Origin of the sequence: Actinomyces stomatis (assembly GCF_031292835.1) — a bacterium.
Classification (GTDB): domain Bacteria; phylum Actinomycetota; class Actinomycetes; order Actinomycetales; family Actinomycetaceae; genus Actinomyces; species Actinomyces stomatis.
The window spans coordinates 21,609-33,542 of record NZ_JASPEP010000030.1 but is presented as its reverse complement, the minus strand read 5'-3'; the positions used below and the strand labels follow the sequence as shown (position 1 = coordinate 33,542).

The following is an 11,934-nucleotide window of genomic DNA, read 5'->3' as shown; positions in this document are numbered from 1 at the left end:
CGTTGGCTGCGCAGCCCCCGAGGTCGGCGGTCAAGTCGGCGGGCAGGTCGACGCCCAGGCGCAGGGCCGGTGCGAAGAGCCCGGTCTGCTCGGTGGTCTGGCTGGCGCCGGTGCCGACCAGCTCGTGGGGCCGGTCGGCGCTGATGACGAGCAGGGGGATGCCGGCGGCGTCGGCCTCGCTGACGGCCGGGTGGAGGTTGGAGACGGCCGTCCCCGAGGTGGTCACGACGGCGGCGCAGCGGCTGCGCCCGCTCAGGGCGTGGGCGCGGGCGGCCCCCAGGGCGATGAAGCCGGCGCTGCGCTCGTCCAGGACGACGCGCAGACGTACGCGCCCGGCGTCGGCGGCGTCCGCCAGGGCGTCCGCCAGCGGGGCGCTGCGCGATCCCGGGCACAGGACGACCTCGCGCACGCCCTCGGCCAGGAGGGCCGCCACGAGACTGCGAGCGTCGGCCATGGCGGGCGGGAGCTGCGGGTGCTCCGGAGAGTCGGTCACAGGGGCGAGGATACGAGAGCGTGCCGTCTGCGCCGCGCTGCGATTGGTCACAGTACGGACAGTGCGGTGAGCCCACCGCACGGTTCGCGCAGGGGTTACAGCGGCAGTCCGGCCACGGCCCGGCTCGGGTCGCGGGCCTCGCGCTGGCGGCGGGCGTGAAGGGCACCGGCCAGGTGCAGCAAGCGCGTCTGCCAGTGCCTGGTGAGGTAGGGCCCCGCCTTGACCTCGTTCAGGAGGCGCTCGGAGACGGGGGCGGCGGCGTCGAGACGCAGGGTCCCGTTGCTGGGAAGAACGCTGGGCTCGGCGACGTCCTGGGTCAGCAGGCGCACGGTCCCCAGGCCGCAGGCGTGGCTGAGGGACGGCAGGCTGAAGGCGAGGGTGGCACCGGTCATGATGCCCACGGAGGTGTCCAAAGCGGAGGAGACGACCGCGGGCAGCCCGAGGCGCTCGGCCATGTCCAGGGCTCGGTGCACTCCGCCCAGCGGGGCCACCTTGAGAATGGCGACGTCGGCGGCGCGCCGGTGGACGATCTCCAGGGGGTTGGCCGACAGCCGGATCGACTCGTCCGCGGCGATGGGCACGTCGACGGCGCGGCGCAGGTCGGCCAGGTCGTAGACGGTGGCACAGGGCTGTTCGGCGTACTCCAGCCCTCCGGCGGCCCGGTCCATGAGGGTCAGGTTCTCGCGGGCGGTGTCCAGGTCCCAGGCGCCGTTGACGTCGATGCGCACCTTCCCTGAACGCCCGAGGGCCGAGCGGACCGCTTCGAGCCGCTCCAGGTCCGCCGAGCGCTTGTCGCTGCTGCCGCTGACCTTGACCTTGGCGGTCCTGGCGCCGGAGGCTCGCACCAGCTCGACAGCATCCTCGGCGCCGACCTCGGGAACAGTCACGTTGACGGAGATGGTCTCGCGGTAGCGGGGAAGGAAGGAGTTGCCCAGGGCCTGGGACAGCCCGGAGGCGAGCCAGGGAGCACTGGCCTCCGAACCGTAATCCCAGAACGGCGCGACCTCGCCCCACCCGCCGGGGCCGTGGAGCAGGACGCCGTCGCGACGGGTGATGCCGCGAAACGGCGTCGTCAGGGGGATGTCCCAGACGATGGCGCGGTCGATGCGATCCAGCAGGCCGGTGGAGTCCTGAGCATGAAGAGAGGCGATGTCGATCTCGCCGCTGGCATGCTGATGGTCCGGACTCACGGGCACAGAATACGCACGATCTTCAATCAACATGACAAAACCGGGACAAGGGTGGCGGGACCCACCTCGGCAAACGTCCGCCGAGCTCCGCAGAACGCTGTCCGACGACCTCAGCCGGCCTCGCTTGCTCGCCCCTGTGCCGGAGCCGTCCGCAGCCGTGGGCGCAGCCACCGTCCACGGGCTTTTGTAGAATGACGTGCGCGGTTGAATTCGTGATCAGATCGAAGGGACGTCATGAACCAGGGCAGCATGGGGCGGGGCGATACAGGGCATCATCACTGGAGGCCCGTCATGCCCGTATCCGCGATGGTCGTGGGCCGCCTCGTTCTCGGACTGCCCAGCGCGTTCGGTCTGACGATCATCGTGCTGGTCTGGTCCTCACTGACCCGCGCCGGGCTGGGATTCGGCAGGGCGTGCCTGTTCTCCCTGGTGGCGGTGACGATTCGAGAGCTGATCGACGCCTCGGCCCATCGGCTCATCATGCGGGCCTGGCGCTCGAGGGACCCTCACGGCCTGCTGCTGACGTTCATCGCCGCCACCTGCCCCGCGGTTGCGGGATTCTTGGCTGCGCGGCTCCTCGCCCCGGCGGCGACGACGGCGCTGACGGTTCTCACGTGGCTGCCGTTCATGGCCTTCGTCGCCCTCATTGAGAGGCCGTGGGACACCTCCCTCGGATACGACGCCCTTCAGGAGCGCATCCACCAGCCCCAACCGATCCCACCGGAGTACGTCACCGCTGACTTCCGCGACGCCCGCAAGCACCTCCCCGAGCTCCGCCGCATCGCACTGGCGCACGCGGCGCTGTAGGCCCCACGGCGCCGAGCCACCTCGATGGAGGTCAACTGCGGCGACGATCGCAGCCTTGTTAGGGTGAGAAGGCGTCATCCGTGAGCTGGGAGCATCAGGGGAAGGGCATATGAGCGCTCGCGACGTCACCCGCGCATCAGACCGGAACTGGCGGCCTTGATCTTCGCACCGCGCCCCCTCCACTCACCTGACTCTTCTCACCTGGGCGACCTGCCTGCTCATCTCTTGCACGCTGGATCAGCCGTGGAAGACACCGATGTCCTACGAGGAGATGAAGGAACGCGGCCGCCAGACCCGGCTGACGACCCGGGAGCACTTCGCCGAGGAGCTCGCCGACGGCCGGATGACCTTCCGCCCCATCGATGACGAGGGCTCCTACCTCGACGAGGACGGCAACCGCATGGAGGACTGAGATACCCCGCGGTCACTGTGCCCGGCCTGCGAGTCGTGGTGGAGCCGGCCCCGACCGGGGACATTTCTCGCGTGCGGGTGCTCTTTCCTCCGACCGGGGACGTTCTGCGCGTGCAGGGACCGGTTGCCTGTCCCCGACGGCGTCGAATGCCCCCGCCCGGGGCGGGACGCACCCGGCCGCGCAGAACGTCCCCGCCGAGGGGTCTTCTCACCCGCGCCGCTCGGAGTGTTTCGCCCAAGCCCTGCAGCCGCCCTCCCCGGCCCCGCCTTTCGCAGGCTCTCGAGGGCGGGGGCAGCACCCGACGTCAGGACTTCTTGAAGTCGTACTGCGGGTGCTCCTTGGACCAGGCGATGGCGGCCTCGTCCTCTTTCCCCTCGCCGTAGGTGTTGACGACAAGGTCCTCGAGGCTGCCGTAGGTGGGCTCATCCATCTTGATGGAGCCGAGCCACTTCGCGATCTCGGGGTACTCCTGCGCAAATCCCTCTCGCCCCAGGAAGTGAAGCCCCTCCCCCTTGCCGAGTGCACCCTTGGGATCCTCCAGGTCCCGCATGTCATAGGTGGTGTTCGCCCAGAAGGGGTGCCACAGGGTGACCACGATCTCGTTCTTGGCGTCGACCGCCTTCTTGAGCTCGGCCAGCATCCCGGTGGTGGAGGAGGTCAGGAACTTCATGTCCCCCAGACCGTAGGCGGGGATCACGTCCTCCTGCGACACCTTGGTCAGGCCGGCGCCCGGCTCGATACCGATGATCTTGTTGCCGATCTGCGAGGCGTGGGGCTTGATGTCCTCGATCGATTTCATTGAGGAGTAGGAGGGAACCGCCCAGGTCAGCTTGGCGGCGTCGTAGTAGGTCCCCAGGTCCTCGATGTACTTGCGGTACTTGTCCATGTACTCCTTGTGAGTGACGTCCGGCCAGGCCGACGGATAGATGTCGACCGCCCCCTGGCTGAGCCCGGCGTAGAGGGGCCCCGCCTCACTCAGGTCGGTCAGCTTGATCCGGTACCCGGCCTTCTCGAGCTGGGTCTTGACCAGATGCGTCATGGACAGACCGTCACTCCAGGAGGGGATGAAGCCGAGTCGGAGTGTCTTACCGCCACCCGAGCCCCGGCCGCAGGCGGCGAGCGCACCCCCTGCCATGAGGGAGGCGAGAGCCATGGTGAAGGTACGACGGGAGGCCTGCATAGCATTCCTTCGGTGTGCGCCTGCCGCCTGCGAGGGCGGAGCGGAAAAGCGTCGTCGAGTCATGGGTCACCGCTTCTTGAGGAACGAGAGCAGCGAGCCCTCCTCCCGCGGTGCCCCGAGGGCCGCGGTCACCCGGTCCAGGAAGATCGCCAGGAACACGATGGACAGACCCGCCTCGGTGCCCTTGGCGATATCGATCGTCGCGAGCGCCTTGACGACCTCCTTCCCGAGGCCGTCGGCACCAACCATGCCCGCGATGACGGCCATCGACAGCGCCAGCATGATGACCTGGTTGACACCCGCCATGATCGTGGGAACGGCCAGGGGCAGCTGAATGCCCCGCAGGATCTGCCAGTCGGTCGCTCCGAAGGAACGCCCCGCCTCAACGGTCTCCTTATCCACCTGCTTGATGCCCAGCTCGGTCATGCGCACACCGGGGGGCATCGCGAAGATGAGCGTGGCGAACATGCCGGGAACCACACCGATGGAGAAGAACAGCACCGAGGGAATGAGGTAGACGAAGGCCGGCATGGTCTGCATGAGGTCAAGGACCGGGCGGACGAGCGCGCTGACGTACTTGTTCCGGGCGGCCCAGATCCCCAAGGGGATGGCGAAGATGAGGGCGGTGACCGTGGCCAGGGTGACGAGGACCAGAGTCTCCATCGCGTTGGTCCACTGGCCCATCGAGATAATGAGCAGGAAGGTGACGGCGGTCCCCACGGCCAGCCTCCAGGACTTCGCCAGCCAGGCGATCAGGACGAAGACCACCACCATGACGAGCGGTGGGATGGCCAGCAGGACGTCGACGAGGGCGTCATTGACCGAGGTCCCACTCTGGGAGATCAGACCCAAGAAGCCGTGCAGATGCGTCTGGATCCAGTTGATAAGGGTCTCGACCCAGGAGCCCAGAGGGATCTTGGGAAGAGGGGTCTGTGAGGGAATCATCAGGCGTCGGCTCCTTCGGACTCGTTGGTCTCACTGGCCTCAACGGCCTGCTCACTGATGGCCGCCAGCAGCGTGACGCGCGGGATGACGCCGGAGACCCGTCCGTCGTCGTCGACGACGACGATGGGGGCGGCGTGCTGCGCGGCGTAGGAGAACAGCTCGTTGACAGGGGTCGTGTGCGACACGACCGGCATCTCGTGGACCGTGGACAGCGGCAGGATGTCGGAGCCCTCCTTGACCGCACGGGCGACGTCGTCCTCCCAGACGTATCCGAAGGGAGTGCGGTCCCGGTTCTGCACCAGCAGCCACGGGGGCTGGTTCTCCCGCAGGAGCTTGTGGGCAGCGCGCGGGCTGCGGTCCGAGCCCAGGATCGCGTAGGGCGGCTCCGCGATCGAGCCCGCCGTCAGGACCCGGGTGCGGTCGACGTCTGCCACGAACCGCGATACGTAGTCGGAGGCGGGATCGCGCAGGATCTCCTCGGCCGTGCCGACCTGCTCGACGCGCCCGTCGCGCATCATCGCGATCCGGTCCCCCAGCCGCATGGCCTCGTTGAGGTCGTGGGTGATGAACAGGATCGTCTTGCCGAGCTTGCCCTGCAGGTCGATGAGCTGGTCCTGCATCTCGCGACGGATCAGCGGGTCGAGTGCGGAGAAGGCCTCGTCCATGAGCAGGATGTCGGTCTCGGCGGCCAGCGCCCGGGCCAGGCCCACGCGCTGGCGCATCCCTCCGGAGAGCTCGCCGGGTTTGTAGCCGCCCCAACCCTCCAGGCCCACCATGGAAAGGGACTCCTCGGCCCGGCGCTCGCGCTCGGAGCGCCCCACTCCCTGGATCTCCAGGCCGTAGGCGACATTCTCACCCACCGTGCGGTGCGGCAGGAGGGCGAAGTTCTGGAAGACCATGGACACACGCTTGCGGCGCAGGTCGCGCAGCTTCGACTTGGAGATGTCGGCCAGGTCGTCCCCGTAGAGAGTCATGCTGCCCGCGGTCATGGGCAGCAGGCCATTGACCATACGGATGAGCGTGGACTTGCCGGAGCCCGACAGACCCATGACAACGAAGATCTCGCCCTTATCGACGTCGAAGGAGGTATCGATGACGGCGGCCGTCTGCCCCGACTTCCTCAGCTCGTCCCGCGTCCTTCCGGCCTTGAGCTTCTTGACGCCGTCGGACGGTCGCCGCCCGAAGACCTTGTAGACATGACTGGCTTCAATGACTTTCACAGCACTCCTCACGATCTCGCTCCTGGGCCTAACCCGCTACACGGCCCGGAAGACGAAGTTGTGAAAGCCGCTTCCGGGGCCTTAAGACGGCCGCGAGCCCCGTTTTATGGTGATGCGATGCAGTCAAACGGTCAATTGAGAGGCGCCCCAGAACCCGCGGATTCACGGGTCTTTGGGCCTTGACACACATATGGGCGTGGTTGAGGACACGGCTTGAGAACAGGACGAGGATCATCGCACCCGCCGAAGCGATCCTCACCGTCCGAAACCCTAGAAACGGTTGGAAAGACTACGGATAACGAGGGCTCACATGAACCACCCTCATCAACATCACAGGAACGTCACATAACCAATAACTCGCACATCTGCAACCGGACCTCCGTGAACTCATTTGAAGTGAATAACATCACATTATTGTCTGGGTTGTGCTCGGAGCCGGGATAGCAGGCGGCTCGTGGACCGCCTCCCCCGCACTGACGTGCCGCCGGAGGACGGAGACGGGAGTACCACCGACACCACGGACCGCCCGCCCCGTGCGGCCCCGGAGAGCGGCCCGCATCACTAGGCTTGAGAGACGCGACCACGGCCCAGAGGGCCACCAGAGTACCGATGCGGGAGGAGGCTGCCGTGCCGGCTGCAGGATGGATCCCGGCGGATGGCCCAGCCCCCTGGGGGCCCCTCGGAGGTCCGGGCACACACGGACCCAAGGCCCACGCCGACGTGCGCATCTCGAACATGTCGCTCATCCTGCGCCACCTTCAGACGAGTCCCGCACTGTCGCGCACGCGACTGGCCCGTGAGACGGGGCTGTCCAAGGCAACAGTGTCGACGCTGGTGGCCGAGCTGTGCTCCCGAGGACTGCTCATCGAGGAGGAGCCGGACCTGTCCGGCAACGTCGGCAGACCGAGCACAGGCCTGCGCACGGCTCCACGCGCAGCGGCCGGAATAGGTCTGGAGATCAGTGGAGCCTCGCTGCTCCTGTCCATTGCGGACCTGACCGGAGAGGTCGTCCTGCGCCGTTCGGAGCTCGTCGGCGACGCCGGGCACCATCCCGACAGAATGATCGAGCACGTAGCGGCCATGCTGTCCCAGGCCCTGGACCAGCTGACACGGCAGGGGACGACGGTTCCGGGAATCGTCCTGGCCCAGCCCGGGATCATCGACTACGCCAACAACACCGTGCGCTACTCCTCCACCCTGGAGTGGCACGACATCGCCGTGGCGGACCGGGTCCGCGACGCAGTCGCCCACCGCATGGGCCCCACAAAGAGCGTCCCCACCATCACGCTGGAGAACGACGCCAAGCTCGCCGCACTGGCCACCTATGAGCGCTACGCGCAGACCGGGGTGCGCAACCTGCTCTACCTGTCGGGAGGCGAGGGGATCGGCGCCGGCATCATCTCCGACGGCCACCTCCTGCGCGGCTGGCTGGGCCTGACCGGCGAGGTCGGCCATATGCCCGTGGAGCCCGAGGGCCTGACGTGCCGGTGCGGGCGGCGCGGCTGCTGGGAGACCCGCTCCGGCCTGCAGGCCCTGACGGCGGCGTACCCGCCAGGTGACGAGGTGCGCGACGAGACCACCTCCCTGAACGCGCGCATCGAGATCCTGCGTCAGCGCTTCGACGCAGGGGACACCGGGCTCGCCCGGAGGCTGGAGCTCTCCCAGCAGGCGCTCGCACGCGCCCTGGCGATCCTGGAGGACGTCCTCAACCCTCAGGTGATCGTGCTGTCGGGATACCTGGCCGCCTTCGCCGACGTGTTCCTCGACCCCACCGCCGCCGCCCTGAAGGCCCGGCTGCTGGACCAGCGCGCCACTGTGAGACTGGAGACCTCCCACCTGGGTCAGTGGGCCTCGTCACAAGGGGCGGCTCTGGTGGCACTGGAATCCGTGCTCGACAACCCCTCACTGGTGGATCGCGGGCCCGGCTCCTAGGCGCCGCCCGATATATCGACCATCTCGCCAGTAGCAGGCGGACAGCGCATGCTGTATTTTGTTCGGAGTTCAGACTATTCAGCCCGAAGGAGTGCTGATGGCTCTCCAGACCCAGCCCGCCTCACCGCTCCCCTCCCAGGTGGGAGGACGCCTCACCCTGCCGATCCAGACCGGCATGGATGAGGAGATCCGCCGCCTCATCGCTCGCCTGGGCGCCGACGCCGTGCGGAACTCCGACGGCACCGAACTGCCCGGCATCGTCTCGGAACTGGCCGCCAAGGTCTACTCCACCTACTTCGTGGGACGCGGCGACAACACCTGGGCCGACGCCCATCCGCAGGAGGCCACCCGGATCTTCCTCATGTCCGACCGGGTCACCGCCACCGCCGACGGCGCCGTGAGCATCGACCTTCTGGCCTCCTGGTTCGCCGACCAGATCCGCCCCGACACCGGCTGCGACGTCTCGCGCTGGTGGCAGGCCCACGACCGCACCACCGGACAGGAGCTGCCCGCTGCGGCGTGGAGCATCGAGGCCGACGGGCGCACGGTCATCGTGCACGAGGCTCTCGCCGGGCACGTCTACACCGTCAGCTTCCTGGCGATCCAGACCTGGGACCCCACCCAGATGTACAACTACCTCACCAACGGCTGGGACGATGACCCCACGCGCGTCAAGGAGAAGCCCTTCGACGTGCGTCACAAGGCCACGTGGTCCCACGTGCGCTCCCACCTGAGCGCCTGGCTCACTGAGCACCCCGAGGTGGACGTGGTCCGCTTCACCACCTTCTTCTACCACTTCACCCTCGTCTACGGCGCCGACGCCACCGAGCGCTACGTCGACTGGTTCGGCTACTCCGCCTCTGTGAGCGTCCCTGCCCTGGAGGCCTTCGAGGAGGAGTACGGCTACCGCCTGACCGCCGAGGACTTCGTCGACGCCGGCTACTACAACTCCCCCTTCCGGGTTCCCACCCGCGCCTTCCGCGACTGGATCGACTTCCAGCAGCGCTTCGTCTGCTCCCGGGTGCGGGAGCTGACCGACGCCGTCCACGCCCAGGGCAAGGAGGCGATGATGTTCCTGGGTGACAACTGGATCGGCACTGAGCCCTACGGCGAGCACTTCGCCACCACCGGCCTCGACGCCGTCGTCGGCTCGGTCGGATCGGGGGCGACCTGCCGGATGATCGCCGACATCCCGCACGTCCGGTACACCGAGGGCCGGTTCCTGCCGTACTTCTTCCCCGATGTCTTCCACCCGGGAGGTGACCCCGTCAGGGAGGCGAACCGCAGCTGGTTGGAGGCCCGGCGCGCCATCGTGCGCTCCCCCCTGGACCGGATCGGCTACGGCGGCTACCTGTCCCTGGCCGTCGAGCACCCCGACTTCATCGACCGCATCGAGCAGATTGTCGCGGAGTTCCGCGCCATCCACGAGCGTTCCGCGGGACTGCGGCCGCTGACTCCCGGCTTCAAGGTCGCGGTCGTCAACTCGTGGGGTCGCCTGCGTTCCTGGATGACGCATATGGTCGCGCACGCGCTGTGGTACCGCCAGACCTACACCTACCTGGGGGTTCTCGAGGCGCTGTCGGGTCTGCCGGTGGACGTGGAGTTCCTGTCCTTCGACGACGTGCGCGCCGGCCTGAACCCGGACGTGAAGGTCCTCATCTGCGCAGGCGCCGAGGGCACCGCCTTCTCCGGGGGCGAGCAGTGGGCGGATGCGGAGCTGGTGGCCGCGGTCAGCTCCTTCGTCGCCGCCGGCGGCGGCCTCATCGGGGTGGGGGCTCCCAGCGCCCACCCCGCCCACGGGGTCACCTTCCAACTCGCCGACGTCCTGGGCGTCGACCGGGAGATCGGCTGGGGACTGAGCACGCGCCGTCGTCCTCCCGAGGTGCAGGAGCACTTCATCACCCGGGACCTGACCGGCGGCCTTGACGACGGCGAGGGCACTCCCGACATCGTCGTCACCAGCCCCGGCACCCAGGTGCTCGACGCCGCGGACGGCCAGGTCCGCCTCGCTGTCCACGAGCTGGGCAGGGGCAGGGCGGTGTACGCCACGGGACTGCCCTACAGCGCCCAGAACTCCCGGCTGCTGCACCGGGCCATCTTCTGGGCCGCGGGCCGCCAGGAGGAGTTCTCCGCCTGGGCGGCCCTCGACCCCAGGGTGGAGGTGGCCGCCTACCCCGATGGCCGCACCACCCTCGCCATCAACAACTCCCTGGAGCCCGTCACCACGACGGTGCCGACGCCCCAGGGCCCCCGGACGGTCCGTCTGGAGGAAGGAGGACACCAGTGGCTCACCGCTGCCTCGCAGTGAGCACCCCCTTTCCATGTCCACGATCCTCACACGGGCGCGCACCGACAACGCCGACAGCTCCACGTCACCTCCCCGCCGCGCCCCCACTCCTTCCGGCAGACGCCGGGCCTTTTCAATGACGAAGAAGGAAAATCCCATGAAGAAACACGCACTGGCCGCCTCATTGCTCGCCTTCGCAATGCTCACCGCGGGCTGCTCGGGCACGACCGGCTCGTCCGGCTCGTCCGCCTCCGGCGGCGTCATCCACTACCTGCACCGCCTGCCCGACGGCGAGGGGATGACGAAGGTCAACGACATCGTGGCCCGCTGGAACTCCGAGCACCCCGACATGAAGGTCGAGGCCACCAAGTTCGACGGCAAGGCCGCGGACATGAACGTCAAGCTGGAGAACGACGTCAAGGCCGGGACCGGCCCCTGCCTGGCGCAGGTCGGCTACGCCGAGATTCCCAAGCTCTACACCTCCGGCCTGCTCACCGACGTGTCCGCCCAGGCCGAGAAGTACAAGGAGCACTTCTCCGAGGGGTCGATGTCGCTGATGACCGTGGGCAAGACCGTCGTCGGCCTGCCGCAGGACTCCGGCCCGCTGGTCTACTTCTACAACAAGGCCGCCTTCGACAAGCTCGGGCTGAAGGTGCCCACGACGAGCGCCGAGCTGGCCGAGGTCGCCAAGAAGGCGGCGGAGCAGGGCAAGTACGCCCTGGCCTTCGAGCCCGATGAGGCCCCCAACACCCTGGCGGGCCAGTCGGCCGCGGCCGGCGCCCAGTGGTTCAGCGCTGAGAACGACAAGTGGAAGGTCAACGTCTCCAGCCCGGAGACCGCCAAGGTCTCCTCCTTCTGGCAGGGGGTCCTGGACTCCAAGACGGCCCTCGTGGCCAACCGCTGGGACGACGCCTTCGGCAAGGCGCTGGTCGACCAGCAGCTCATCGGCACCATTGGCGCCGCGTGGGAGGGCGCGCTCCTGGCCGACACCATGAAGGACTCCCCCAATGCCGGGTCCTGGGCGGTCGCCCAGCTGCCCGCATTCGGGGAGAAGCCCATGTCCGGCCCCGACGGCGGCTCCGGTGTGGCCGTCCTCAAGGGCTGCTCCAACCCCGAGGGGGCCATGGCCTTCAACGACTGGTTCAACACCCAGGTCGATGACCTGGCCACCCAGGGACTCGTCCTGACCGCGAAGGCCCCGGTGAAGACCCCGCAGGCCATCTCCACCTTCTTCGGGGGCCAGGACGTCTACGCCGAGTTCACCAAGGCCAACACGGCCGTGAACTCCAAGTTCGGCTTCATGCCGACCTGGCCCTCCCTGGCGGACCCCATGACCAAGGCCGCCGAGGCGGCCGGGAAGGGAACCGGCAAGGTCGATGACATCTTCCAGGCGGCCCAGAAGACCTCCGTCAGCTCCCTGAAGGACGCCAACCTGCCCGTCGCCGAGTAGGCGGTCGAGCACGGCCCA

Annotated in this window: 10 protein-coding genes; 5 read left to right on the top strand and 5 right to left on the bottom strand. The window is 68.2% G+C overall.

Features of this window, described 5'->3' with window-relative positions:
- Nucleotides 1-454: thiamine pyrophosphate-binding protein (locus RIV12_RS12000; RefSeq protein WP_309324161.1), on the bottom strand; the 454-nt coding region annotated here is incomplete at its 3' end.
- Between the two features lie 134 nt (nt 455-588).
- Nucleotides 589-1,716 (bottom strand): o-succinylbenzoate synthase, encoded by a 1,128-nt coding sequence (locus RIV12_RS11995; protein ID WP_075418266.1) that lies wholly within the window; start codon nt 1,714-1,716, stop codon nt 589-591.
- Nucleotides 1,717-1,974: 258 nt separating this feature from the next.
- On the opposite strand from RIV12_RS11995, the gene RIV12_RS11990 reads away from it, so the two are divergent.
- Together RIV12_RS11990 and RIV12_RS11985 are read left to right on the top strand one after the other, a co-directional pair.
- A complete protein-coding gene (locus tag RIV12_RS11990) occupies nt 1,975-2,490 on the top strand; it encodes a hypothetical protein (RefSeq protein WP_256695541.1) in 516 nt (171 codons plus the stop codon).
- 256 nt (nt 2,491-2,746) lie between these two features.
- On the top strand, nt 2,747-2,902 hold the full coding sequence (locus tag RIV12_RS11985; protein ID WP_309324157.1) for a hypothetical protein: 156 nt from the start codon (nt 2,747-2,749) through the stop codon (nt 2,900-2,902).
- Nucleotides 2,903-3,206: 304 nt separating this feature from the next.
- Here RIV12_RS11985 and RIV12_RS11980 read toward each other — a convergent pair whose 3' ends face one another.
- The 3 genes from RIV12_RS11980 to RIV12_RS11970 form a co-directional block, all read right to left on the bottom strand.
- A complete protein-coding gene (locus tag RIV12_RS11980) occupies nt 3,207-4,082 on the bottom strand; it encodes a glycine betaine ABC transporter substrate-binding protein (protein ID WP_309324155.1) in 876 nt (291 codons plus the stop codon).
- Nucleotides 4,083-4,148: 66 nt separating this feature from the next.
- On the bottom strand, nt 4,149-5,027 hold the full coding sequence (locus tag RIV12_RS11975; RefSeq protein WP_075378509.1) for an ABC transporter permease: 879 nt from the start codon (nt 5,025-5,027) through the stop codon (nt 4,149-4,151).
- On the bottom strand, nt 5,027-6,247 hold the full coding sequence (locus RIV12_RS11970) for a quaternary amine ABC transporter ATP-binding protein (protein WP_309324153.1): 1,221 nt from the start codon (nt 6,245-6,247) through the stop codon (nt 5,027-5,029). Before RIV12_RS11970 ends, RIV12_RS11975 begins: the two co-directional genes overlap by 1 nt.
- 720 nt (nt 6,248-6,967) lie before the next feature.
- Here RIV12_RS11970 and RIV12_RS11965 point away from each other — a divergent pair.
- The 3 genes from RIV12_RS11965 to RIV12_RS11955 all read left to right on the top strand — a co-directional run bounded on the left by RIV12_RS11965 (nt 6,968) and on the right by RIV12_RS11955 (nt 11,916).
- Nucleotides 6,968-8,179 (top strand): ROK family transcriptional regulator, encoded by a 1,212-nt coding sequence (locus tag RIV12_RS11965; RefSeq protein WP_309324151.1) that lies wholly within the window; start codon nt 6,968-6,970, stop codon nt 8,177-8,179.
- A gap of 97 nt (nt 8,180-8,276) precedes the next feature.
- On the top strand, nt 8,277-10,487 hold the full coding sequence (gene gnpA / locus RIV12_RS11960) for a 1,3-beta-galactosyl-N-acetylhexosamine phosphorylase (RefSeq protein ID WP_309324149.1): 2,211 nt from the start codon (nt 8,277-8,279) through the stop codon (nt 10,485-10,487).
- A 136-nt stretch (nt 10,488-10,623) separates the two neighbouring features.
- Nucleotides 10,624-11,916 (top strand): type 2 periplasmic-binding domain-containing protein, encoded by a 1,293-nt coding sequence (locus tag RIV12_RS11955; protein ID WP_309324147.1) that lies wholly within the window; start codon nt 10,624-10,626, stop codon nt 11,914-11,916.
- Nucleotides 11,917-11,934: the final 18 nt, after the last annotated feature.

Coding starts and splice junctions, on each gene's coding strand:
- RIV12_RS11995 (WP_075418266.1), bottom strand. CDS start 1,716: ATGTTGATTGAAGATCGTGCGTATTCTGTGCCCGTGAGTCCGGACCAT.
- RIV12_RS11990 (WP_256695541.1), top strand. CDS start 1,975: ATGCCCGTATCCGCGATGGTCGTGGGCCGCCTCGTTCTCGGACTGCCC.
- RIV12_RS11985 (WP_309324157.1), top strand. CDS start 2,747: ATGTCCTACGAGGAGATGAAGGAACGCGGCCGCCAGACCCGGCTGACG.
- RIV12_RS11980 (WP_309324155.1), bottom strand. CDS start 4,082: ATGCAGGCCTCCCGTCGTACCTTCACCATGGCTCTCGCCTCCCTCATG.
- RIV12_RS11975 (WP_075378509.1), bottom strand. CDS start 5,027: ATGATTCCCTCACAGACCCCTCTTCCCAAGATCCCTCTGGGCTCCTGG.
- gnpA (WP_309324149.1), top strand. CDS start 8,277: ATGGCTCTCCAGACCCAGCCCGCCTCACCGCTCCCCTCCCAGGTGGGA.
- RIV12_RS11955 (WP_309324147.1), top strand. CDS start 10,624: ATGAAGAAACACGCACTGGCCGCCTCATTGCTCGCCTTCGCAATGCTC.